21 protein-coding genes are annotated in these 24876 nt (G+C 66.5%); 4 read left to right on the forward strand and 17 right to left on the reverse strand.

Going from position 1 to position 24876, the window contains the following annotated elements; genetic code table 11:
* Positions 1-42 precede the first annotated feature (42 nt).
* Entirely contained in the window at positions 43-504 is a 462-nt protein-coding gene (locus ACMT1E_RS08490) for a group III truncated hemoglobin (protein ID WP_414899650.1), read from the forward strand.
* Positions 505-510: 6 nt separating this feature from the next.
* Here the strand turns inward: ACMT1E_RS08490 and ACMT1E_RS08495 are convergent, their stop codons facing one another.
* A complete protein-coding gene (locus ACMT1E_RS08495; protein WP_414899652.1) occupies positions 511-2610 on the reverse strand; it encodes a ComEC/Rec2 family competence protein in 2100 nt (699 codons plus the stop codon).
* Positions 2611-2656: 46 nt separating this feature from the next.
* Here ACMT1E_RS08495 and gltX point away from each other — a divergent pair, with 46 nt between their 5' ends.
* Together gltX and ACMT1E_RS08505 are read left to right on the forward strand one after the other, a co-directional pair.
* Complete coding sequence (gene gltX, locus ACMT1E_RS08500) at positions 2657-4069, forward strand: glutamate--tRNA ligase (RefSeq protein WP_414899654.1); 1413 nt, start codon at positions 2657-2659, stop codon at positions 4067-4069.
* A 13-nt stretch (positions 4070-4082) separates the two neighbouring features.
* Positions 4083-5369 carry a citrate synthase gene (locus ACMT1E_RS08505; RefSeq protein WP_414903350.1) on the forward strand — a complete coding sequence of 429 codons (1287 nt, stop codon included), beginning with the start codon at positions 4083-4085 and terminating at the stop codon, positions 5367-5369.
* A 42-nt stretch (positions 5370-5411) separates the two neighbouring features.
* On the opposite strand, the gene ACMT1E_RS08510 is transcribed toward ACMT1E_RS08505, so the two are convergent.
* From ACMT1E_RS08510 to ACMT1E_RS08525, 4 genes are all read right to left on the reverse strand, one after another.
* Positions 5412-6758, reverse strand: coding sequence for a sensor histidine kinase (locus ACMT1E_RS08510; RefSeq protein WP_414899656.1), 1347 nt, complete (start codon positions 6756-6758; stop codon positions 5412-5414).
* Positions 6755-7861: a DUF2336 domain-containing protein gene (locus ACMT1E_RS08515; protein WP_414899658.1), complete on the reverse strand. Its 1107-nt coding sequence runs from the start codon at positions 7859-7861 to the stop codon at positions 6755-6757. Before ACMT1E_RS08515 ends, ACMT1E_RS08510 begins: the two co-directional genes overlap by 4 nt.
* Before the next feature lie 36 nt (positions 7862-7897).
* Entirely contained in the window at positions 7898-9082 is a 1185-nt protein-coding gene (locus ACMT1E_RS08520; protein WP_414899660.1) for a hypothetical protein, read from the reverse strand.
* A 133-nt stretch (positions 9083-9215) separates the two neighbouring features.
* Complete coding sequence (locus ACMT1E_RS08525) at positions 9216-9518, reverse strand: Hpt domain-containing protein (protein WP_414899661.1); 303 nt, start codon at positions 9516-9518, stop codon at positions 9216-9218.
* Between the two features lie 83 nt (positions 9519-9601).
* Here ACMT1E_RS08525 and ACMT1E_RS08530 point away from each other — a divergent pair, with 83 nt between their 5' ends.
* Entirely contained in the window at positions 9602-11866 is a 2265-nt protein-coding gene (locus ACMT1E_RS08530) for a hypothetical protein (RefSeq protein WP_414899662.1), read from the forward strand.
* A 6-nt stretch (positions 11867-11872) separates the two neighbouring features.
* On the opposite strand, the gene ACMT1E_RS08535 is transcribed toward ACMT1E_RS08530, so the two are convergent.
* From ACMT1E_RS08535 to nuoG, 12 genes are read right to left on the reverse strand one after another with little or no spacing between them, the layout of a single operon-like run.
* The gene (locus ACMT1E_RS08535; RefSeq protein WP_414899663.1) at positions 11873-12160 is read right to left on the reverse strand and encodes a DUF1467 family protein; all 288 of its coding nucleotides are present in this window, start codon (positions 12158-12160) and stop codon (positions 11873-11875) included.
* On the reverse strand, positions 12157-13797 hold the full coding sequence (locus tag ACMT1E_RS08540) for a ribonuclease J (protein WP_414899664.1): 1641 nt from the start codon (positions 13795-13797) through the stop codon (positions 12157-12159). The genes ACMT1E_RS08535 and ACMT1E_RS08540 overlap by 4 nt, the downstream gene beginning before the upstream one ends.
* A gap of 46 nt (positions 13798-13843) precedes the next feature.
* Positions 13844-14626, reverse strand: coding sequence for a type III pantothenate kinase (locus ACMT1E_RS08545; RefSeq protein WP_414899665.1), 783 nt, complete (start codon positions 14624-14626; stop codon positions 13844-13846).
* A 9-nt stretch (positions 14627-14635) separates the two neighbouring features.
* Entirely contained in the window at positions 14636-15295 is a 660-nt protein-coding gene (locus ACMT1E_RS08550) for a biotin--[acetyl-CoA-carboxylase] ligase (RefSeq protein ID WP_414899667.1), read from the reverse strand.
* A gap of 44 nt (positions 15296-15339) precedes the next feature.
* On the reverse strand, positions 15340-16812 hold the full coding sequence (gene nuoN / locus ACMT1E_RS08555) for an NADH-quinone oxidoreductase subunit NuoN (RefSeq protein WP_414899668.1): 1473 nt from the start codon (positions 16810-16812) through the stop codon (positions 15340-15342).
* Positions 16809-18344, reverse strand: a complete 1536-nt coding sequence (locus tag ACMT1E_RS08560; RefSeq protein ID WP_414899670.1) for an NADH-quinone oxidoreductase subunit M — start codon at positions 18342-18344, stop codon at positions 16809-16811. The genes nuoN and ACMT1E_RS08560 overlap by 4 nt, the downstream gene beginning before the upstream one ends.
* Before the next feature lie 4 nt (positions 18345-18348).
* Positions 18349-20370 (reverse strand): NADH-quinone oxidoreductase subunit L, encoded by a 2022-nt coding sequence (nuoL, locus tag ACMT1E_RS08565; protein WP_414899671.1) that lies wholly within the window; start codon positions 20368-20370, stop codon positions 18349-18351.
* 7 nt (positions 20371-20377) lie between these two features.
* Positions 20378-20683, reverse strand: a complete 306-nt coding sequence (nuoK, locus tag ACMT1E_RS08570; RefSeq protein WP_414899672.1) for an NADH-quinone oxidoreductase subunit NuoK — start codon at positions 20681-20683, stop codon at positions 20378-20380.
* Positions 20680-21291, reverse strand: coding sequence for an NADH-quinone oxidoreductase subunit J (locus tag ACMT1E_RS08575; RefSeq protein WP_414899673.1), 612 nt, complete (start codon positions 21289-21291; stop codon positions 20680-20682). The genes nuoK and ACMT1E_RS08575 overlap by 4 nt, the downstream gene beginning before the upstream one ends.
* A 56-nt stretch (positions 21292-21347) precedes the next feature.
* Positions 21348-21833: an NADH-quinone oxidoreductase subunit NuoI gene (gene nuoI, locus ACMT1E_RS08580; RefSeq protein ID WP_414899674.1), complete on the reverse strand. Its 486-nt coding sequence runs from the start codon at positions 21831-21833 to the stop codon at positions 21348-21350.
* A complete protein-coding gene (nuoH, locus tag ACMT1E_RS08585; RefSeq protein ID WP_414899676.1) occupies positions 21830-22876 on the reverse strand; it encodes an NADH-quinone oxidoreductase subunit NuoH in 1047 nt (348 codons plus the stop codon). The genes nuoI and nuoH overlap by 4 nt, the downstream gene beginning before the upstream one ends.
* The gene (gene nuoG, locus ACMT1E_RS08590; protein ID WP_414899677.1) at positions 22873-24870 is read right to left on the reverse strand and encodes an NADH-quinone oxidoreductase subunit NuoG; all 1998 of its coding nucleotides are present in this window, start codon (positions 24868-24870) and stop codon (positions 22873-22875) included. The genes nuoH and nuoG overlap by 4 nt, the downstream gene beginning before the upstream one ends.
* Positions 24871-24876: the final 6 nt, after the last annotated feature.

The following is a 24876-nucleotide window of genomic DNA, read 5'->3' on the forward strand; positions in this document are numbered from 1 at the left end:
TTACTTGTGAGATAGCCGTTCCAGCAGCATGAGGGCGAACCGATGATCAGCGAATCCGAGGACATTCTGCAGCGCCGGGCACGCGCAATCGCGCCGGCCGTCGCCGCCGGGATAACCGAGGAGGTGATTCACGATCTGGTTCACGGCTTCTATGCCGAAGTCCGCGACGACCCGTTGATCGGCCCGATCTTCGAGGAACGGATATCGGACTGGGACAGCCACCTCGAAACGATGTGCGATTTCTGGTCCGGCGTCATGCTGATGACGGGCCGGTTCAAGGGCGCGCCGATGCCCAAGCACATGGTCCTGCCGGTCAACCGCCTGCACTTCGCACGCTGGCTGGCCTTGTTCGTCAGTACTGCCCGTCAGGTCGCAACCGCGGAAGCAGCGGAGATGTTCTCCGACCGCGCCCACCGGATCGCCGAAAGTTTTCAACTCGGTATCGCCCATTATCGGGGCGAAGCGCCGCAGCGCATCGGCCGTCCGGTGGGCGCCAACGCCTGACCCCGGCTAACGCCTTGCCCAGGGATGGGCGCCGGCCAGCGCCGCCACCGTCTCCACCCGCCCCGTCGCCAGCGTGATCGCCACCCCGCCGTTCTTCCCCAGGAACGTGCGGTCGATCTTCAGCCAGCGCGGCCGACACGCCGCCGGCAGGCGCCGCTCGCTGATGGCGATGTCGACGGTGGCGCAGGCGCGGACCAGCGGCTCGAATGGCAGGAAATAGCCGCTGCGCGTCGCCATTATCCGCCACCGTCGCCCGCCGCGCACCAGTTCAGCGATGCACGCGTCCGGCCCGCAGCGCGCGCCTTGCAGATCGTCGATCAACCCCGGCACCCCGTCCAGCCCCGCCGATTCGGCGAGCAGGTCGCGGATATAGCCGCCGGCGCGCGGTCGCAGCAGCCCTACCGTACCGCCGTCCCGCACCGCCGCGTGGCGACCGTCGCCGGTTACCAGCAGGTCGGGCACCGGCGTCGCCAGCGCAATCGCTGTACCGGCGGCAAGCGGGATCGCCCCCCACCACGCCAACCGGCTTTTCCACAGAACCATCCACAGCCCGCCACCGATCATCAGCGCAAACGTACCGCGCGCCATCGTCGGCAGCATCGCCACCGCGCCCGGCGCCACCGCGACGGTGTGGGCGATCCACAGCAGCAGCGCCAGCGCCTTGCCCGCCGCCCACCATAGCGGCGCGCCCATCCCGCCGACATCGAACAGCAGCGCCAGCGCCTCAAGCGGCATGATGACAAAGGTCGTCAGCGGGATCGCGACGATATTGGCCAGCGCGCCGTACAGCCCCGCCCGGTGAAAATGGAACAGCGCGATCGGCGCCAGCGCCAGTTCGACGACCAGTCCGGTCAGCAGTGCACCAAGCAGAATTCGGCCACACCTGGCAACGCCCCCCTCCTCCCGCCGGGCCAGAAACGCCTTGATCGCCGGGCGCTCGTGGAACGCAATCAACGCCGTCACCGCGGCGAAACTGAGTTGGAAACTCGCACCAACCAGGCTTTCCGGCCACAGCAGCAAAACGATCAGCGCGCCGGCCGCGACCAGCCGCAGGGTCAGCGCGTCGCGCCCGATCGCCAGCGCGGTCAGCACCAGCAGCGCCGCGACACAGGAACGGATGGTCGGCACCTCCGCTCCGGTCAGCAGCGTATAGCCGATGCCGGCAACCGCGCCCGCGCCGGCGGCAATCAGCAGCAGCGGCCAGCGCAGCGCAAGCCGGGGGCTGAGCGCCAGCAGCCGCAGCACCAGCACCATCGCAAAGCCGACCACCGCCGTAATGTGCAGGCCGCTGACCGATAACAGATGCGCCAGCCCCGACCGGCGCATTGCTTCGGCGTCCGGGTCCGGCATCGCGCCCTGATCGCCGGTGGCAAGCGCGGCGGCAATCGCCCCCTCTCCTCCGCTCAGTTGCGCGCGGATGTGGCCGGACAACCGCTCGCGCAGCCCCGGCCCCTCCGCCCCAAGGCCAACGCGCTCCACCGGCGCGAAGGCACGCCCCGTCGCGCCGATCCGCTGAAACCACGCGACTCTGGCGAAATCATAGGCACCGGGCACCGGCGCCGCTTGCGGCGGCACCAGCCGGGCGCGCAGGCGAAGCCGATCGCCGGCAGCCAGCCGCGCCGGCGCATCGGCCTGGGCAATGGTCAGGCGCAGGCGGAACGGCATCGCCGGGGCGCCGATCGGCGTCGCGACCACCCGAACCGCGTCACGCGCCGCCAGCGGCTGCACCTGATCGACTCGCACCAGCAGGCTGGCGACGACCGGTCGCCGGAGCACCGGCGCCGCCGCCCGCTCCGCACTCGCCCAGACCAGCGCACATCCCAGCCCAGCCGCCAGCCCGCCAGCGGTCAGCGCCAAGCCCAGCCGCGTTCCCGGCAGGCAGCGTCCGGCCATCGCGATCGCGGCCACAAGCAGCAGGAACGCCGCCCAGCCCCAGGCATCGGGCAGCACGAACCACGCGGCGATGCCGCCGCCCACCGCAACCGGCAGCCACAGCGCCAGTTGGTCGCGCTCCACCTCCAGCCGCCGCTCGACCGCCGCGATCGCCGTCCACCAGCCACGGCGAATACGTGCGAACGCAACTGTTTGATGGGTTGCTGAACCCATGCTAGGGGCGTCGCCGTCCATCCTTGAATCCTGGGAGCAAGCGCGCGTGAGCGCAAGCAGCGAAGCCGCCAAGGTCGTCACCCGTTTCGCCCCGTCGCCGACGGGGTTTCTGCACATCGGCGGCGCGCGCACCGCGCTGTTCAACTGGCTATACGCCCGCCACTTCGGCGGCACGTTCAAGCTGCGGATCGAAGATACCGACAAGGTCCGTTCGACAAAGGCGGCGATCGACGCGATTCTCGACGGCATGCGCTGGCTTGGGCTGGACTGGGACGGCGATGTCGTTTTCCAGTCGGAGCGCGCCACCCGCCATGCGGATGTTGTCGCCGCGCTGCTCGAATCGGGCAACGCCTATCGCTGTTACGCGACGGCGGAAGAACTGGCGGAAATGCGCGAAGCCCAGCGCGCCGCCAAACAGCCGATCCGCTATGACGGCCGCTGGCGAGATCGCGATCCGTCGGAAGCCCCGGCCGGCGCCCCGTTCAGCATCCGTTTGCGGGCGCAAACCGAAGGCGCAACGACGATCGACGATCGCGTGCAAGGCCCGGTCACGGTCAACAATGCCGAGCTGGACGATATGGTGCTGCTCCGTTCCGACGGCACGCCGACCTACATGCTGGCAGTGGTCGTCGACGATCACGACATGGGCGTCACCCACGTCATTCGCGGCGACGACCATCTGAACAACGCTTTCCGCCAGCTTGGCATCATCCGCGCAATGGGCTGGCCGGAACCGATCTACGCCCATGTTCCGCTGATTCACGGGGCGGACGGTGCGAAACTCTCGAAACGGCACGGCGCACTGGGCGTCGACGCCTATCGCGATGACATGGGAATGCTGCCGGAAGCCGTGTGCAACTATCTGCTTCGCCTCGGCTGGGGCCACGGCGATGATGAGGTGATCAGCCGCGAACAAGCGGTGGACTGGTTCGACATCACCGCCGTTGGCCGCTCCCCTTCCCGTTTCGACCTGAAAAAGCTGGAAAATCTGAACGGCCACTATCTGCGCGAGGCCGACGACGCCCGGTTGGCGACGCTGGTCGCCACGCGGATCCCTGGCGCAGACGTCGCCCGCCTCACCTTGGCGATGCCCTCGCTGAAGACGCGGGCGCGCACGCTCGACGAAATTGCCGACGGAGCCGGATTCCTGTTCGCAACTCGCCCGCTTGCTCTCGACGAAAAGGCATCGGCGCTGCTAGACGCTGCCGCGCGGGCGCTGCTGGTCAGCACCCGTGATGCGCTCGCCGCCGCACCAGACTGGTCGGCGGCGGTACTGGAAGATCAGGTTCGACGAGTGGCGGAGGATTCCGGCATCGGCCTGGGCAAAGTGGCGCAGCCGTTGCGCGCGGCCCTCACCGGGCGCACGACATCGCCGGGTATTTTCGACGTGCTGGTCCTCTTGGGCCGGGACGAATCCTTGGCGCGCATCGCCGATGCGATCGCCAACGAAGCAGAATGACGAGGAGAACAACATGGGCGAAACCAGCGCAAAGCTGACCTTGGGCGACCAGGACCTTAGCCTCCCGGTGCGATCGGGCAGCGTCGGGCCGGACGTCGTCGATATCCGCAAACTCTACGGCCAGCGCGGGGTTTTTACCTACGATCCGGGCTTCACCTCGACCGCAAGCTGCGAATCAAAACTGACCTATATCGACGGCGATGCCGGCGTTCTGCTCCATCGCGGCTATCCGATCGATCAGCTCGCCGAACAGTCGACCTTCATGGAGGTCGCCTATCTGCTGCTGAACGACGAACTGCCCAACGCCGAGGAACTGGACCGGTTCACCTACACGATCAGCCGCCACACGATGGTCCACGAACAGCTGGCGACCTTCTTCCGCGGTTTCCGGCGCGACGCGCACCCGATGGCGATCATGTGCGGCGTGGTCGGCGCCCTGTCGTCCTTCTACCATGATTCGACCGATATCACCGATCCGCGCCAGCGGATGATCGCCAGCCACCGGCTGATCGCCAAGATGCCGACACTGGCGGCAATGGCGTATAAATATTCGGTCGGGCAGCCGTTCCTCTACCCTGACAACACGCTCAGCTACCCCGGCAACTTCCTGCGCATGACCTTCGGCGTGCCGGCGGAAAAATATGAAGTCGATCCGCTGATCGAGCAGGCGATGGACCGGATTTTCATCCTCCACGCCGACCATGAGCAGAACGCCTCGACCTCGACCGTACGGCTCGCCGGCTCGTCGGGCGCCAACCCATTCGCCTGCATCGCTGCCGGCATCGCCTGCCTGTGGGGGCCGGCGCATGGCGGCGCCAACGAAGCGGCGCTGAATATGCTGCGCGAAATCGGCCGGCCGGAACGCATCCCGGAATATATCGCCCGCGCCAAGGACAAGGACGATCCGTTCCGGCTGATGGGCTTCGGCCACCGGGTCTACAAGAATTACGACCCGCGCGCGAAGGTGATGCAGAAGACCGCGAACGAGGTGCTCGACAAGCTGGGCGTCACCGACCCGGTGTTCGACGTCGCGCGCGAGCTGGAGCAGATTGCCCTCAAGGACGATTATTTCGTCGAGAAGAAGCTCTACCCGAATGTCGACTTCTATTCCGGCGTCATCCTGTCGGCGATCGGTTTCCCGACGTCGATGTTCACCGTGCTGTTCGCCCTCGCCCGCACCGTCGGCTGGGTCGCGCAGTGGAATGAAATGATCGCCGATCCCGATCAGAAGATCGGCCGCCCGCGCCAGCTCTATGTCGGGCCGACGCAGCGCGACTATGTGCCGCTGGACAAGCGTTAAGGCGTTTCAGGCACCCTGCCCGGTCGCGGGCGGGGTGCCGCTTTACGGTGCCATCGGCAGCGAGAACTGAAACCGGGCGCCCTGCCCCGGCGCGCTGTCGACACGGATGTCACCGCCCATCGCCCGCGCCAGCCGCCGCGCGATGTAGAGGCCAAGGCCACTGCCCGGCCCATCCTCCGGCGCGACCCGCACGAATTTTTCGAATATTTTCTCGTGGTCCGCGGGGGCGATGCCCCGGCCCTGGTCGGCGACAGTCGCCGTCGCCATCCCGTCCTGCTGTTCGCAGCGCACCCAGATCATCGCGTCTTCCGGCGAATGGCGTATCGCGTTGCCGATCAGATTCAGCATGATCTGCAACGCGCGGCGATAGTCGCCGGTCGCCGCCAGCGCCTCTTTCGGACCGGGGGCATCGATGCGGATACGCCGCGCTGCCGCCTTGATCGTCAGCAGGCCGGCAGCGTTGCGGGCGAGTTCGGCAACGTCGACAGGGTCGTGGTGCGGCTGAAAATCGGCGCGCTCGATCGCCTGCAGGTCGACCAGATCATCGACCAGCGCCAGCAGGTGGCGCCCGGCATTGGCGATGTCGGCGGCGTAATCGGCATAATCGCGGCGCAGCGGCCCGTCGGCGCGCGCGCTTAGCCCCTCGGCACTGGCGACGATCCGGCCGAGCGGCTGGCGCAACGCGGCATCAAGCCGTTCGCCGAATACATCGTTACCCGCCGGCGCTGGTTCCGGCTCGACCAGCCAGGCGTCGTCGACGATCGCCGCACCGCGATAACCCGAAAACCGCCCGGCGCCATCGACCAGCGGCACCGCCGACAACCGGACGCGGGCGCCGGTCGGCCGCATTTCCGCCGGCTGGCCGGAAAAGCGCCGATGTGCCGCCAGCGCGCCGAGTAACGGCATCGTGCCGTCGCTATCCTCGACGAAGCGGAAAAGCCCGGTCAGCGGCGCGCCGATCAGCGCCGCCGGGTCGACACCGTTACCGCCCGGCTGGACCGCGACCAGTTGCATCGCCGCGTCGGTCTCCCACAGCCAGTCTGCGCTGGCGCGCAGGAAATCATGTTCACGCTCGACCGATTCGGTCAGCGACGCGACCGGAACCGGGCGCTGGTGCCAGCCGCCGATCGCCAGCCCGATGCCGCCCCCATCCGGCCGGGCGCGCACCCACAGTTCCAGGTTCTGCCCCTCGTCAGCGACAACGATGTTGCGCGACACCGGAATATTCAACCGTCGCGCCAGTCGCGCCAGCGCGGCGATTCCAGGCACGGCCAGCCCGCGCCCGATCGCGCCGCCGCTGCGGGCGTTGAGCGCGACCAGCGGCGGATCGGCCTCGATCAGCAGTCCGTCGCCATCGACGCGGCCGTGCACGGCATCGAACCCGGTCACGGCGTCCGCTCCACCGCCAACGCCGCCACGGCCGAGCGATAGCCCGGGTCGAGCGACGGCGGCTGCAACGATGCCCGCGCTACCGCAGGATCAAGCCGGTCATACGCGTCGGAACAGGCGATCAGCCGCTGCTCCGGCAGCCCGTGGATCGCCGCCATCTCGAACAGGGCCATCACCGCCGTGTCGCGGTCGACACCGACACCGCGCAGCAGCACCGCCAGCCGGGCGATATCCCTGTCCGCCGCCATCGCCGTCGCCAGCTCAACACCGATCCCGGCGCGCACAGCCAGCATCGCGGCAAACAGCACGAAACGCCCCTGCCGCAACGCATGGTGCAACCGGGCATCGTCGTCGACGCCCAGTTCCCGCCAGCGCGCTGCCAGCCGCAGTGCCGCCGCCTCCAGCGTCGCATCGGCGTCGTGCGCCGCGAGCAGCGCCGCACCGGCGGCGGCAATATGGCGGTCGGCAACCTCCGGCGCGACATTGCGGACGCGCACCAGATAATCGCGCAGCGCCGCCGCCACCCGCCATACCACCCGCCGCAGCAGGGCGGCGGGCAAATCGGACGCCGCCATCACCGGCTCATAAGCGGCGTCGATCCGGTCATTCTCGGCCAGCCGCAGCGCATGGTCGGCAGCCGCCGCGACAACGTCGTCGGGCGGCGCCAGCGCCGGCGCGGGATCAAGGCCGGATTCGGCAATCCGCCGCAACCCCAGCACGATCCGGTGTTCCTCGGTCCGGGCAAGCAGCAACTGGACAAGTTCCGCGTCGCGCAGCAACCCGGTTTCGTGCAGGATCGGTAGCGCGATCGTCACCCGCTCGCTGGCCAGCACCACGGCGACATCGGGCGCCTCGCTTTCGAAATGCGGAGTCAGAATGGCGCGCAGATCCGCCTCGACGGCGCCGACCAACTGGTCGAACAATCGCGCCATTACCGCGCGCGTCCGGTCATTGGCACGATGGGCATCGGGCAGGAACATGTCGGTCAGCAGACCGGACAGCCGGGCATGGCTGCTTTCGGCCGCCCGTGCGGCATCGCCCAGCAGGCGCTCGCCGGCCGGCGCCGCCTGTTGCGTCCGCTCGTCGCTGATCACCACTGACATGCTTGCCGCCCTAGCGCCAATGCCGTGAAAACGACGTTAAGGGCATTCGCTTGCCTTTCGCGCGGTCAACCTCTGGCTCATCAGCAGCGTAACGAGCATATGTACGGCCATCGCCGCCAACCCGGCCACCCACGCATCGAACAGCGCGAACGGCAACAGACCCCAGATTGCGGTATCCAGATCGGCCAGCCAACCCGGCGTCGGCTGCGGCCTGCCGATGAAACGGCGATGGCCCGCCAACGCCAGCTCCAAACCTAGTATAGCCCCGGCCAGCGCGAACACGCCCCAGCCGGCATCGCCGGCATATAGCTGCCAGGTGAGCGCCAGCAGCGCCGCCGCCGCCACCCGAATTCGCCAGCGCCGCTCGTCGCCGCCGGCGCGCCAGCCAAGCGCCGCAACCCGCCGGCCAAGCGCCGCCACCGGGCCGGACAGCATCGCGATGCCAAGGCCGATCCCCGGCCGCCCGATCAGCGCCAGCCCCCCGGCCACACCGATCAGCGCCACCGCGCCCCAGGCGAACCATGCCGGCGCCACCATCCCCCGCATCGCCAGCGGCGCTGCCCAGCGCGCGGCGGGGGCGAACACAATTCGGTCGAGCAGCCCGGTCCCGGCGTCCGTGCGGCGGCGGCCCAGCGCCCGCTCGATCTCAGGCAGGACGTCGCGCGCACCCGCAATCGCCAGCACCCCGGCCGGCGCGGCGACATACAACGCCCCGGCCTGCAACACCCGCCGCAGCAGCGTCGATTGCAGGTCCCAGTCGCCAAGCATCGCTGCCGTGGTCCGTAACAACGCACCGTCGAGCAGCATCAACCCACCCCAACGCGTCTCGGCGTCGATCCGCTCCCATTCGGCATGCACCGGTGTGTCGGGCAGGGTCAGCAACGCGCCGTCCGGCTGTGCAAGCAGCCGGTCCAGCATCGCCCGGTCGGCAACAACCCCATCAGCGAGCAGGACCAATCGCTCTTCCGGGTGAACGCGGTCAGCCGCCTCGGCAACATTACGCGCGATCTCCACGCTCAGCCCGTCGCGCCGCAGGCGGTCGACGGCGGCGAGCAACGCCGGCGGCAACCGCTCGACCAGCAGCACCAGATGAGTGGCCCCGGCCGACGCAAGCAGCCGCGCCTGCTGTTCGATCAGCGTTTGCCCGGCAAGCGGCAGCTCGGCGCGCAGTACGCCCTCGCCTTCCGTCTCGGCGATCGCAACGATCAGGCCGGCCAGCAAATCGCGATACTCCCCGCTTCCATCGGGGCACAGCGTTAGGCGGTTCGATCGCCGCTTGCAAAGCGTCCGCTCAGAGTTTGATTGCGCTTATCGTGCGCGGCGCCGGGCGAACCCAATCGCGCCAGAACCGCTGCTAATTACCGAATCGCGATATCGCGCGAGTCGCGGTGCGGATCGCCTCGGCATCGCCGGCGGGCGCCGTCGCCGCCTGCTCCGCCACATCCATCAGCCGGGTCGCGCCGAAACTGGCGGCAAGGCCTTTCAGTCGATAAGCGGCGGCTTGCCAGTCTGCGGGGTTGCGGGCGTTACTCATCGCATCGATATGGGCGGCGGCGCTGTCCATGAAGGCGCTGCGCAGTTCCGCAACCAGCGTGGGATCGTCGCCGACGGCGGCCGCGAGGGCGGCGTCGAGTGCTCCGGGATCGTAAACGGCCATGACCCGTGCTGTAACGGCGGCAGGGTTAACGCGGGGTTGCCGCCGCCTGTTTCCATCGCCCCGAAAAATGTTACACCATAGGGATGGCAAGCGGATCGAAGATCGTCGGCCTGTGGGGCGACCCACCGGCCCCCGCAGCGGAAGCCCCGGCCACGGAGCCGGTCGTGGAGGATTACGCGCCGGACGAGGCGCGACCTGGGCGTGGCGACCGCGCCATTGTCCTGCTTTGCGCCGTACTGGCTCTTGCCTGGCTCGGTTTCGCGGCATGGGCCGCCGCCACGTCCGTCACGACACCGGCCGACGCGGTCGGCGCCATCGCGACGGTCAGCGCACCGCTGGCGCTGATCGGCGTGTTCTACCTGCTGCTGATGCGCAGCAGCCGGCGTGAGGCGCGCCGCTTCGGCGAAACCACCGCCGGGCTTCGGGATGAAGCGATCCGGCTGGAAACGCGTGTCGCCGCCCTCGGCGCCCGGCTGGAGGACAACCGCCGCGCCCTTGCCGCCCAGGCCGAATCGCTGACCACCCTCGGCGAGGAAGCAAGCGGGCGCCTCGGCGCGCTGTCCGCCGCAATGCGGGAAGACGCCGACGCGATCGGCACTCATGCAGGCGCGCTGGACAGCGCGGCAGAGGCGGCCCGCGCCGACATGGCGGTGCTGCTGTCCAGCCTGCCCAAGGCGCAGGTCCAGACCCGACAACTCGCCGCCGCACTGCAGGCCGCCGGCTCTGGCGCGATCGAGCAGGCACAGGCGCTTGAAACACAGATCGCCGCTCTCGCCGCCCGCGGACAGGAAGCGGACAATATTGCCGGCGGCGCAGCGGAACGACTAGCCGCTCATCTCGGCCGGATCGAATCGGCCAGCGCCGATGCCGGTGCGAAGCTGGCAGGCGCCGCCAGCGGCATGAACGAGACGGTCGACGCGGCTCTGGCCCGCGCGGCGGAAGCCGTCGATGCCGCCCGGCGTGGCATAGAGGCGCAAGGCGATACGATGTTGGCGCTCGTCGAACAATCGCGAGCGACCCTGGCGCGCACCACCGACGAAACCGCCGACTCGCTCGCCCGCCGAGTCACCGCGATCGTCGCGGAAGTCGACGCCCTCGGCGTTCGGCTGGAAGCCCATGACAAGAGCGGCCACGCTCTCATTTCGTGGCTGAGCAACGGCCTCGCCGACATAGAGGCACGGCTGACCGCGCTCGACAGCGACGGCACGGCCCGGACGGAAAGGCTGGGCACAGCGGTGGCCACCCTCTCCGGCCATGCCGGAACGCTGGCGGAGGCGCTGGCAAGCAGCGGCGACACCGCCGAAACCCTGATCGGCCGGGCGGAAACGCTGCTGACCGCATTGGATGCCAGCGCACGCGAGATTGACGAGACGTTGCCCGCCGCCCTCGCCCGCCTGCAAACGCTGACCCAGGCGAGCGGCGAGCGGATCAGCGCCCTCGCCCCCGACATCGGCGCCCTGGAGGCGATCGCCGGCACGACGATCGACCGGCTCGCGGAAACCGAAAAGCTCCTCATCCAGCAGCGCGAAGCGATCGATCTACTCGATGCGAGCGTCGCTGAACGACTGGCCGGCAGCCGCCAAAGCGCCGAACAGCTTGCCGACGCGCTTGCCGCTGCCGACGGCCAGGCGCGCAACCTCGTCGATCAGGCGTCGCCCCAGTTGATCGAGGCGATGCTGCGCGTGCGCGACACCGCCCAGCAGGCCGCCGAACGCGCCCGCGAAACGCTGGCGCGGATCATCCCGGAAGCGAGCAGTGCACTGGGCGCCGCCAGCGAACAGGCGATCGAACAGGCGATCAGCGGCCGGATCGAAACCCAGATGGCCGCCATTGCCACCGCGGCGGAACGAGCAGTCGATGCCGCCGGTCAGGCATCCCAGCGCCTTGCCGCTCAGATGGTGGCGCTCACCGATTCGACAGCGGATATCGACAGCCGCTTCGAACAGCATCGGACGCAGACGGAAGAATCCAGCCGGGAAACATTCGCCCGCCGGGTCTCGCTATTGATCGAATCGCTGAACTCGACCGCGATCGACGTCACCAAAATCCTGTCCAACGACGTCACCGACAGCGCCTGGGCCGCCTATCTGAAGGGCGACCGCGGGGTCTTCACCCGACGCGCCGTCCGCCTTCTCGACGCGGCGGAAGCACGCGAGGTACTGCGGCATTATGAGGATGACGCGGAATTCCGCGAACAGGTCAACCGTTACGTCCACGACTTCGAATCGATGCTGCGGACGGTTCTGAACAGCCGTGACGGCTCGCCGCTCGGCGTCACCATCCTGTCGTCGGACATGGGCAAACTCTACGTCGCGCTGGCTCAGGCCATCGAGCGGCTTCGCAACTGACAGGCATCAATCGCCGTGCGCGGCGGCCCTGTCGTATTTGAACAGGTTGATATCGTCGGTCACGATCCAGCCGTTGATGTAATTCAGATAAAACAGGCCGAACAGCAGCGACGACAGGATCGTCGTGCGCAGGATGATGCGGCCGGGGCGGAAAACATGCGGTGCGCTTTCCGCCTGCCCCGGCACTTTCTCGGCTCCTGCCTCCTCGCTGGTCTTCTCGCTGAACGGCATCACCAGAAAGGCGCACAGCACCCAGAACAACGACCAGATCGCAACGATCGAGTAGATAGTCATGCGGTCCTCAACATCAGAACATCGACGACCGGTTTCTTGCCTGTCCACTCGGTCGCCCGCCGGCGAACAGCCAGCCGGATCGCCTCGCGCAATCGCTCCTCGTCGCGCTCTCCGGTCGCCGCGGCCGTAGCTGCCGCATCGCGCGCATCAGCGACGAAGGCATCGCGATCCTCCTCAACCGGCACACCCTGCAACCGGACTTCCGGCGTCGCAGCCAGCCGGCCCTTACCGTCCAGCGCGACTGCGACGGAAATCTGGCCGTTCGCCGCGATCCGCCGCCGCTCGTTGATCGTCGTGCCATCGGCCGGCAGGATGACATCACCGTCCAGCACCAGCCGTCCGGTGCGCTCGCGCCCAATCTCTACGGGCTTTCCGGGCGCCAGCCGGATCATCGTGCCGTTGTCCTGCACCACCACGTTAGGCACGCCCAGCGCGCTGCCAAGGCGCGCCTGCTCCGCCATGTGGCGCATCTCGCCGTGAACCGGGACCAGAATTTCCGGCCTGATCCACTTGTACATCATCTCCAGTTCCGGGCGGCCGGGGTGGCCGGAAACATGGACATGCGCCTGCCGCTCGGTGATCATTTCGACGCCAGCGGCCGCCAGCGTGTTCTGGATACGGCCGATCGCCATTTCGTTGCCCGGTATCTGGCGGGATGAGAACACGACCAGATCGCCTTCGGACAGCTTGATCTGGTGCTGACCGAACGCAATGCGCGCCAGTGCCGCGCGCGTCTCGCCCTGTCCGCCAGTGGCAACGATCAGCACCTCGCGCGGCGGCAGCCGCATCGCCTCGTCGAAATCGACGAGCGGCGGAAAATCCTTCATATAGCCGACGCTCTGCGCGACACGCAGGATGCGGTCGAGCGACCGTCCGGCGACGCATAGCTGGCGGCCGGTGTCCCGCGCCACCTCCCCCAGTGTCTGCAGCCGCGCGGCGTTGGACGCAAAGGTGGTGACCAGCACCCGGCCCTCGGCTTCGGCGATCACCTTGGCCAACCCCTCGCGCACCCCGGCTTCGGAACCGGACGGCTCGCCATTGAACACATTGGTCGAATCGCAAACCAGCGCCAGCACGCCCGTGTCGCCGATCGCGGTCAGGTCGGCGGCGCTGGCCGGCGTGCCGAGCAGCGGATCGGCGTCGATCTTCCAGTCGCCGGTATGGAATATCCTGCCATGGGGCGTATCGATCAGCAGGGCGTTGCCCTCGGGGATCGAATGGGCAAGCGGTACATAGCGGAAACCGAACGGGCCAAGAGCGACGCGGCCACCATTTTCGACAATATGCAGCTTGACCTTGTTGCCCAGCCCTTCCTCGTCCAGCTTGCCGCGGATCAGCCCGGCGGTAAACGGTGTCGCATAGAGCGGCACGCCGAGGTCGGCGGCCAGATAGGGCAACGCGCCGATATGGTCCTCATGCCCATGGGTCAGGACGATGCCCAGAAGGTCGTCGGCCCGCTCCTCGATGAAACGCAGATCGGGCAGGATCAGGTCCACGCCGGGATAGCCGGGGTCGGCGAAGGTCAGACCGCAATCGACCATCACCCACTTGCCCTGGCAGCCATAGAGATTGACGTTCATGCCAATCTCCCCCGATCCGCCGAGGGCGAGGAAAATCAGCTCGTTTTCCGGTGTCATTCACATCTTTCTTGTTCTGGTGACGCGCGCATCACGGCGTCTTCCGTCACGCGCCTATATGGGCCTGCCGATACAGCATCGCCAGCCCCTTGATGGTCAGGTCGGGCTCGACCGCATCGAACAGCGGGATATGCTCATCGAACAGCACCGCCAGCCCGCCGGTCGCGATCACCCGTGCCGGGCGGCCGATCTCCGCCTTCAGCCGGGCGATCATCCCCTCCATCATCGCGACATAGCCCCAGTAGATGCCGACCAGCATCTGGTCCTCTGTGGTTCGCCCGATAACCGAGCTGGAATCCGGCACCGCCACCGCGATGCGCGGCAGCTTGGCAGCGGCGGCCACCAGCGCGTCGAGCGACAGGTTCAGCCCCGGCGCGATCACCCCACCCTTATACGTGCCGTTATAGTCGAGGACGTCGAAGGTCGTGGCCGTACCGAAATCGATGACGATCAGATCGCCGGCGTAGGCGGCATGGGCGGCGATTGCGTTGACCACCCGGTCGGCGCCGACCGTCTCCGGCTCGACAACGTCCAGCGTCACCGGCCAGTCAAGCGGCGGCCGCCCGGCGACCAGCGGTTCGGTCCGGAAATACTTACGGGCGAGGACCTGCAGGTTGTGCAGCGCGCGCGGCACCACCGTCGCAATCGCCACGCCGGTTATCGCGTCGCGGTCCAGCCCCTCCAGCAGCAGCAACTGGTGCAACCATACCGCATATTCGTCGGCGGTACGGCGGGCATCGGCGGCAATGCGCCAGCGCGCCCGGATATCGTCGCCGTCGAACAGTGCGAAGACGATATTGGTGTTCCCGGCATCTATGGCGAGCAGCATCGTCGATTCCTAGACCATGAATACGTCGCCGGCGTGGATGATCTCCTCCGCGCCGCCGGCAAGACGGAGCCTCAACGCGCCATCGGCGTCAAGCCCGGCGAACAGGCCTTCGCGCTGGCCGACGCCGGGCAGGTGAACGGAAAGCGCGGTACCGCGCGGGTGCGCGCGCGCCTGCCACCGGGCCAGAACGGCCGGGAGCCCCTGCCGCCATGTCGCCAGCCAACGGGCAAACGCATCGGCAAGGTCAGCCAGAAACAGCGCGGGATCGGGCGCGCCGTACCCCGCGCCGGCAAGGCTGGTCACCGGACGATCAAGGCTGCGGGGGTGGTCGGCCAGATTGACCCCCATGCCGATCACCACCGCGCCCTCCGTGCGCTCCAGCAAAATGCCCGACAGCTTGGCGCCATTGAGCAGCAGGTCGTTCGGCCATTTGAGGATCAGGACCGACGGGTCGGCATAGGCCGACACAACTTCGTCCAGCGCCACCGCCGCGACGAAGGCAAGTGTCGCCGCTGACGGATCGCCGGCACGCGGGCGAACCAGCGTGCTGGCATACAGGTTGCCGGGCGCGGACGCCCAGTCCCGCCCCAGCCGCCCGCGCCCTGCCGTCTGTTGTTCCGCGCGCAGCCACAGCCCCTCCTCGGCGCCGGCGCCGGCGAGCGCGATCATGTCGATATTGGTCGAAGCCGTGACCGCAACGGTGCGAAAACGGATCAGAACAGCGCCCGCGCGGCGTTGGCCGCCACCCCGGCCAGCGCCGGTACCGCGAAATAGCCGAGCGGCGACACCGCCGTCGCGGCCAGCGCGATCAGCCCGCCTTCCAGCACACTATTCGACGGAGCGTAAGCGGGCGCCGGATCGTCGAAATACATCGTCTTGACGATCTTCAGATAATAGAAGGCGCTGATCACCGATGCGGCGATACCGATCGCGGCGAGCGGCCAAAGCCCCGCCGCCACCGCCGCGTCGAAGACCAGGAATTTCGCCCAGAAACCGAGTAGCGGCGGAATGCCGGCCAGCGAAAACATGAAGATCGCGAAAGCCGCCGCCAGCCCGCGCCGCGATTGCGACAAGCCGGACAGGCTGGCGATCGTTTCGACCGGCCGGCCGTCCGCATCGCGCATCTGCAGAACGACGAGGAAGCTGCCGAGCGTCATCGCGATATAGATCGCCATGTAACTCATCACCGCCGCTACCCCGGCCTCCGTCCCGGCTGCCAGGCCAATCAGCGCAAAACCGATATTATTGATCGATGAATAGGCCAGCATCCGCTTGATGTTGCTCTGGCCGATCGCGCCGAACGCGCCGAGCAGAATGGAGGCAAGCGCCGCAAAGATGATGATCTGCCGCCACGCATCGGTCGCCGGGCCAAGCGCCTCGACCGTCACGCGGACGAACAGCGCCATCGCCGCAACCTTGGGCGCGGACGCGAAGAAGCCGGTGACGGGCGTCGGCGAGCCTTCGTAGATGTCCGGCGTCCACATGTGGAACGGCACCGCCGCGATCTTGAACGCGATTCCGGCAAGCAGGAACACCAGGCCAATCAACGTGCCGGCGCCCAGCCCGCCACCCTCGACCTGCGCCGCCACCGCCGTTGCAATGCCGTCGAAACTGGTGGTCGCGGTGAAGCCGTACAGCAGCGAAATGCCGTAGAGCAGGATGCCGCTGGCCAGCGCGCTGAGCACGAAATACTTCAGCCCCGCCTCTGCCGAACGCGTATTGTTCCGCATGAAACTGGCCAAAATGTAGGCGACCAGATTTTGCAACTCCAGCCCGACATAGAGGGTCAGCAGGTCAACTGCCGACACCATCATCCCCATGCCGACAGCGGAAAGCAGGATCAGCACCGGATATTCAGCGCGAAGCTGCCCCTGCGGTCCGCCCGTCGTGTCGCGCGCGAAGAAATCGGGCGCCATCGCCAGCGACACCGCCGCCGCGATGTAAATCAAAAGCTTGGCAAAGGCCGCAAACGGATCGGCGCGATACAAGCCTCCGAAGGCGTCGCCGCCGTCTCCGGCCGGGCCGAGCAGCGCCAGTCCGGCCGCAGCGATCAGCGCCACCGCCAGCCAATGGACAACGCGGGCGGAACGATCACCGGCGAACGCCGCGATCATCAACAGTACCAGCGCGCCGCCAGCAAGGATCATTTCCGGCAGAGTAAGCGCCAGCGAAGCGGCGTAGGTCATTGGTGCGCCCCTTCAGCACCGGCATCGGCCGGTTTGACGGTTGATACGGCAAGCTGCGCGTCGCCGGCCGGCTTGGCCTGCGCCACCCGGGCGACCAGCGTCGCCACATCGGCGCGCATCGGCCGCAGGAAGCTTTCCGGGTAGATGCCCATCCACAGCACCGCGAGCGCAATCGGCAGCAGGAACGCGATTTCCCGCTTCGACAGGTCGGGCATCGCCTTCACATCGGGCTTGGTCAGCGCACCGAACACGATCCGGCGATAGAGGTAAAGCATATAGGCCGCACCCAGGATGATGCCGGTGGTGCAGACGACGGTCGCGATGCTACTGACCTGATAGATGCCCATCAACGACAGCAACTCGCCCACGAAGCCGCTGGTCCCCGGCAGGCCGATCGATGCCATCGTGAACAGCATGAAGAACAGCGCGTAGCGCGGCATATTCTCCGCCAGCCCGCCGTACCGATCGATCTCTCGCGTGTGCAGCCGGTCGTAAATCACGCCGACGCAGAGGAACAACGCGCCGGACACCAGCCCGTGGCTGAGCATGACGATCATCGCCCCTTCCAGCCCCTGCTGGTTGAAGGCGAACAGGCCGATGGTCACGATCGCCATGTGCGCGACCGACGAATAGGCGATCAGCTTCTTCATGTCCGCCTGCACCAGCGCGACCAGCGAGGTATAGACGACGGCGATCATCGACAGCGACAGGATCACCCAGATCAGCGCCTCGGACGCCTGCGGGAACATCGGCACCGAAAAACGGATGAAACCGTAGCCGCCGAGCTTCAGCATCACACCGGCCAGAATCACCGATCCGGCTGTCGGCGCCTCGACGTGCGCGTCGGGCAGCCAGGTATGCACCGGCCACATCGGCACCTTGACCGCGAAGGACGCGAAGAAGGCCAGCCATAACCAATTCTGCGCACCGACCGGGAAGTCGTGGTTCAGCAGGATCGGAATCTCGGTGGTTCCCGCCTCGTGTGCCATCCACAACATCGCGATCAGCATCAGCACGGAGCCGAGCAGCGTGTAGAGAAAGAATTTATAGCTGGCGTAGATCCGCCGTGGCCCGCCCCAAATGCCGATGATCAGGTACATCGGGATCAGGCCGGCTTCGAAGAAGATGTAGAACAGGAACAGATCCTGGGCGGAGAAGGTGCCGATCATCAGCACCTCGACGACCAGGAACAACGCCATATATTCCGGCACCCGCTTCTGGATCGACTGCCACGAAGCGGCGATGCAGATCGGCATCAGGAACACGGTCAGCATGATCAGCATCAGCGAGATGCCGTCGATGCCGAGCGCCCAGGCGAAACGGCCGAAGATCGGGTAGAATTCAACGAACTGCCACTGCGGCGCCGCGCCAGAAACGTCGAACTGCGCCCACATCAGCGCGCCAAGCGCCAGGTCGAGCAACGTCGCGCCGAGCGCAATACGCCGGGCATTGTCCGCCGACGCGTAGAGACACGCGACCGCCGCCGCCATCGGCACCAGCAGCATGATCGAAAGAATGGGAAAGCCGTTCATGCCGTTAGCTCGCGATCAACCAGGCCGCCGCGCCGGCAAGGCCGAGCAACATGAGCAGCGCATAAGTGTAGATATAGCCGCTCTGCATCCGCGCGTTCAGGCGGCTGGAAAGCGCCACCACCGCCGATGCGCCGTCAGGCCCGAAACGGTCGATGGTGCCCTGGTCACCCCGCCGCCACATCAGCCGGCCGAGCGCAAAGCCTCCCTTGACGAAGACCAGGTTGTACAGTTCGTCGAAATACCACTTGTGGACCAGAAAACTGTGCAGCCCGCGAAAATGGTCGACGAACTTCGCCGGGAAATCCGGCGAGCGGATATAAGCCGCCCAGGCGACCAGCAGACCGGCCAGCATCGCTGCCGTCGCGGACAGCTTCACCCAAGTCGGCACCGCGTGCATCTCGTGCATCAGATGGGCGTCGAACGCCAGACTGCCATTCCAGAAGCCGACACCCTGTTCCGCATCCAGGAATGGCCCGACGAACACGAAGCCGGCGAACACCGCGCCAAGCGACAGCACGACCAGCGGCACCAGCATCGGGATCGGGCTTTCATGCGGTTGATAGCCGCCGGTCCCGTCTTCTGCCGCGCCATGATCGTGGTGCCCTTCTCCGCCGCCATGGTGGGCGTCGTGCAGCGCGTGCTGAATATGCTCGCTCTGCGTCCAGCGCGCCGGGCCGAAGAAGGTCATGAAGATCAGTCGCCAGGAATAGAAACTGGTCAGCAGCGCCGCGACGACACCGACGGCAAAGGCGGTACGCCCCACTTCCGTCCCGCTGGCGAAGGCGGCCTCAAGGATCGCGTCCTTCGAATAGAAGCCGGCGAAACCGAACACCCCGGCGATACCGACGCCGGTGATCGCCAGCGTGCCGGCGACCATCGCCCAGTAGGTGACCGGGATCCGTTTCCGGAGCGCACCGTAATACCGCATGTCCTGCTCGTGGTGCATCGCATGGATGACCGATCCGGCAGCGAGGAACAGCAGCGCCTTGAAGAAGGCGTGCGTGAACAGGTGGAACATCGCCGCGCCATAGGCGCCGACGCCGGCGGCGAAGAACATGTAACCAAGCTGACTGCACGTCGAATAGGCGATCACCCGCTTGATGTCGGTCTGCACCGTGGCCACCGTCGCCGCGAACAGCGCGGTCGCCGCACCGACTATCGTGACGACAGTCAACGCCGTGTCACTTGCCTCGAACATCGGTGACAGCCGGCAAACCATGAAAACGCCGGCGGTGACCATCGTCGCTGCGTGGATCAGCGCGGAAACCGGCGTCGGCCCTTCCATCGCATCCGGCAGCCAGGTGTGAAGGCCAAGTTGCGCCGACTTGCCGCACGCCCCGACGAACAGCAGCAGACAGATGACGGTCATCACCTCGAACCGCCCGCCGGCAAAGCCGATGGTGGTGCCCGCCATCGCCGGCGCGGCTTCAAGAATGGCCGGGATCGACACAGTGCCGAACACCAGGAATGTCGCGAATATGCCGATCATGAAGCCAAGATCGCCGACGCGGTTGACCACGAACGCCTTGATCGCCGCCGCGTTGGCAGACGGCTTCTGATACCAGAAGCCGATGAGCAGGTAGGACGCCAGCCCCACGCCTTCCCAGCCGAAGAACATCTGGATCAGGTTGTCGGCGGTCACCAGCATCAGCATCGCGAAGGTGAACAGCGACAGATAGGCAAAGAAGCGCGGCTGGCTGGGGTCATCGGCCATATAGCCCCAGCTGTAGATATGGACGAGCGCAGAGACGCTGGTAACAACGACCAGCATCACCGCGGTCAGCGTATCGACGCGCAGCGACCAGTCGACCATCAGGTCGCCGGAATGGATGAACTGCAGCACCGGCACCACCGTCGCGGCGCCATCCCCGGCCAGATAGCCGATAAAAACCGGCCAGCTAAGCGCGCAGGATATCAGCAGTGCGCCGGTGGTCACCGCCTTGGCGGCAGTGTTGCCTATCGCCCGGTTGCCGAGTCCGGCGATCATGGCCGCGAGCAGCGGCAGGAAAACAATGAGCTGGATCACGCCGCGTTCAACCCTTCATCCGGTTGACATCGTCAACCGCGATCGTGCCGCGTCCGCGGAAATAGAGGACGACGATGGCAAGGCCAACCGCCGCTTCGCCGGCCGCCACGGTCAGCACGAACATCGCGAACACCTGCCCCACCAGATCGCCGAGATAGGCGCTGAACGCGACCAGGTTGATGTTCACCGCCAGCAGGATCAGCTCGATCGCCATCAGCACGATGATGACGTTCTTGCGGTTGAACAGAATGCCGAACACACCGAGCACGAACAGCAGTGCCCCGACCACCAGATAATGCTGAAGCCCGATCACAGTTCGACCCCCTCGCCCACCGGCGCATCGATGTTACGGACCGCATCGCCCGGCCGGCGCGCGACCTGCTGCGCCACATTCTGCGGGCGCCCGCCACCGCGTTTACGCTGAGTCAGCACCACCGCGCCGATCAGCGCGACCAGCAGCACCAGCCCGGCGGCTTCGAACACGAACAGATAATGGGTGTAGAGCAACGCCCCGACCGCCTCGATATTGGGCTTGTCGGCCGGCGTCGGCGCGATCCGCGCACCCATGTCGATGCCGCCCGCCTGCCACGCCGCGATCGCGAAAACCATTTCCGCCGCCAGCACCAACGCGAGCAGCGCGCCCAGTGGCAGATAGCGCACAAACCCGGCGCGCAGCGCGGCGAAATCGATATCGAGCATCATCACCACGAACAGGAACAGCACCGCGATCGCGCCGACATAAACGATGACCAGCAGCATCGCGATAAACTCGGCGCCGACCAGCACCATCAGTCCGGCGGCGTTGAAGAACGCGACAATCAGCCACAGTACGCTGTGCACCGGGTTGCGGACCAAGACGGTCAGCGCACCGGCGGCAATCACCAGCGTCGCGAACATATAGAAGGCGATCGTCTCGATCATGCCGCGCCCCCCGCGCCTGCGTGGGGAAGAAGGAGGATTCCGGTCATCCGTGCCACCTACCGATAGGGTGCATCGGCGGCAAGGTTCGCGGCAATCGCGCTTTCCCACTTGTCGCCGTTGGCGAGGAGCTTCGCCTTGTCATAAATCAGCTCCTCTCGGGTTTCGGTCGCATATTCGAAGTTCGGCCCCTCGACGATCGCATCGACCGGGCAGGCTTCCTGGCAGAAGCCGCAGAAAATGCACTTGGTCATGTCGATGTCGTAGCGCGTCGTCCGGCGGCTGCCGTCCTCACGCGGCTCGGCCTCGATGGTGATCGCCTGCGCCGGGCACACCGCCTCGCACAGCTTGCACGCGATGCAGCGTTCCTCGCCGTTCGGATAGCGGCGCAGCGCATGCTCCCCACGGAAACGCGGGCTGATCGGCGATTTCTCATAGGGGTAGTTGATCGTCGCCTTCGGCTTGAAGAAATACTTCAGCGTCAACCAATGCGCACCCAGAAACTCCCAGAGCGTGAAGGCTTTGATATGCGAAGCGAGGCTCATTGCACGCCCCCGTAACGAGTAAGCATCAGAAATCCGGAGACGAGGAATACCCAGAGCAGCGAGATCGGCAGGAAAATCTTCCAGCCCAGCCGCATCAACTGGTCATAGCGATAGCGCGGCACCGTCGCCTTCACCCACGAGAAGATGAAGAAGAAGACGAAGATCTTGATGAAGAACCAGACGATCCCCGGCACCAGGTACAGCGGCGCCCAGTCAAGCGGCGGCAGCCATCCGCCCCAGAACAGAATGGCGTTCAGCCCGCACATCAGCAGCACGTTGGCGTATTCGCCAAGCCAGAACAGCGCGAAGCTCATCGACGAATATTCGGTCTGGTAACCGGCGACGAGTTCGCTCTCCGCTTCGGTCAGATCGAACGGCGTGCGCGCCGTTTCCGCCATCGAGCAGATCAGAAAGACCACCGCCATCGGGAACAACAGCGGGTTGAAGCCGAAGCCGTTCAGGAAACCGTACAGCCCCTGCTGCGCCAGCACGATGCCCGACAGGTTGAACGTCCCCGCCCACAGCACGACGGAGATCAGCACGAAGCCGATCGACACCTCGTAGGAGATCATCTGCGCCGACGCGCGCAGCGCCGAATAGAACGGGTATTTGGAGTTCGACGCCCAGCCGGAAATGATGACGCCGTAAACGCCGAGCGACGACACGGCGAGGATGTACAGCAGCCCGACGTTGATGTCGGCCAGAACCCATCCGTCGGCGAAAGGTATCACCGCCCAGGCGATCAGCGCGACGGTAAACGTAATGATCGGCGCGATCAGGAACAGGCCGCGATTGGCCGCCGACGGGATGATTGTCTCCTGCAGAAACACCTTCAGTCCGTCGGCGAAGGATTGCAGCAACCCCCACGGCCCGACGACGTTCGGCCCGCGCCGAAGCGCCATCGCCGCCCAGATCTTGCGGTCGGCGTAGATGATCATCGCCACCGCCAGCATCAGCGGCAGCGCGATCAGCAAAATCAGGATCAGCGTGGAGACGAACCAGCCCAGCCCGAAGCCGAGCAGCTCCTGGAACCACTCGGTCATTCCGCGGCCTCCGCATAGCTTTCGCCGTGGATCAATTCGGCCGAACAACGCTGCATCGTCGGCGACGCGCGGCAGATCGCGTTGGTCAGGTAGAAATCTTTGATCGGATAGGCGATCTCGCCCGCCGCCTTGGCGTCCAGCTTCGGCGGCGCCCAGGGGAAGCGAACCAGTCCTCCACGCCCCAGCTCCGGCACCTCGGCCGCCATCGCGGCGCGCAACGCGTCCAGCGTGTCGAACGGCAACGGCTTGCCGAGCACCGCCGACAGAGCGCGCAGGATCGTCCAATCCTCGCGCGCGTCGCCGGGCGCGAACACCGCGCGCTGCCCCATCTGCACCCGGCCTTCCAGATTGACCCAGGTGCCCGATTTCTCGGCATAGCTGGCACCGGGCAGGACGACATCCGCCGCCGCCGCGCCCTTGTCGCCGTGATGGCCGATGAACACCTTGAAGCTCTTGGCGAACGCCGTGAAATCCACTTCGTCCGCGCCCATGAAAAAGGCCAGCTTCGGCTTGGCGGCGACGATGTCGGCGATGCCGCCCGGCTGGGCATAACCCAGCATCAGCGACCCCATCCGTGCCGCGCTGATATGGAGGACATTGAAACCGTTCCAGTCGTCCCGCACCAGCTTCAGCGTGTCGGCCGCCTTCAGCGCGGCGCCCAGCCCCCGGATGCCACCGGCGCCGACGATCATCGCCGGACGCTCCGCCTTTGCAAACGCCTCGGTCACCGCCTTGGGCAGTTTGCCGAGCAGCGCCAGGTCATTGCCCAGCCATTCAACACGATAGGTCAGGTCAGTTTCCGGCCCGATCGCAAAGACTTTCGCGCCGTTCTTGATCGCTTTTCTGATCCGCGTATTGACCAGCGGCGCTTCCCAGCGGACATTGCTGCCGACCAGCAGGATCGCATCGGCGCGCTCGATGCCAGCGATCGTCGTGTTGAAATTGACCGCCGCCAGATTGGTGCAGTCATAATCCATGCCGGTCTGCCGCCCTTCGAGCAGCGCCGATCCCAGGCCGCCGAGCAACGCCTTGGCGGCATACATCGTCTCGCAATCGACCAGATCGCCGGCGATCGCGGCAACGCTCTTGCCCGCCTTGACCGCGGCGATCGCGGCAAACGCCTCGTCCCAGCTCGCCTCGACCAGTTTGCCATCGCGGCGGACATAGGGCCGGTCGAGCCGGCGGCGGACCAGCCCGTCGACGGCGTGGCGGGTCTTGTCGGTCGCCCACTCCTCGTTCACGTCCTCGTTGATCCGGGGCAGCGCGCGCAGCACCTGCCGCCCCCGGCTGTCGAGGCGGATGTTGGTGCCGACCGCGTCCATCACGTCGATCGTCGGCGTCTTGGTCAGCTCCCACGGCCGCGCTTCGAACGCATAGGGCTTGCTGGTCAGCGCGCCGACCGGACACAGATCGACGACATTGCCGGAAAGCTCGCTGGTCACCGCCCGCTCAAGGTAGGAAGTGATCTGCATGTCCTCGCCGCGATAGATCGCGCCGATCTCCTCGACCCCGGCGACTTCCTGCGAGAAGCGCACGCAACGCGTGCACTGGATACAGCGGGTCATCACCGTCTTGACGATCGGCCCCATGTATTTCTCGGTGACCGCGCGCTTGTTCTCCTGAAAGCGCGAATAGCCCTTGCCGTAGGCGACGGCCTGGTCCTGCAGGTCGCACTCGCCACCCTGGTCGCAGATCGGGCAATCAAGCGGGTGGTTGATGAGCAGGAACTCCATCACCCCCTCGCGCGCCTTCTTGACCATCGGCGTGTTGGTGAAAATCTCCTGATTGTCCGCCGCCGGCAGGGCACATGACGCCTGCGGCTTCGGCGGCCCCGGCTTCACCTCGACCAGACACATCCGGCAATTGCCAGCGATCGACAGCCGCTCATGATAGCAAAAGCGCGGAATCTCCTTCCCCGCCAACTCACACGCCTGCATCACGGTGGCGCCCGCGGGCACCTCGATCTCGACGCCGTCGACTTTGACCTTAGGCATGCCGCT

Source organism: Sphingomonas flavalba, assembly GCF_047553045.1.
Classification (GTDB): Bacteria; Pseudomonadota; Alphaproteobacteria; order Sphingomonadales; family Sphingomonadaceae; genus Sphingomonas_L; species Sphingomonas_L flavalba_A.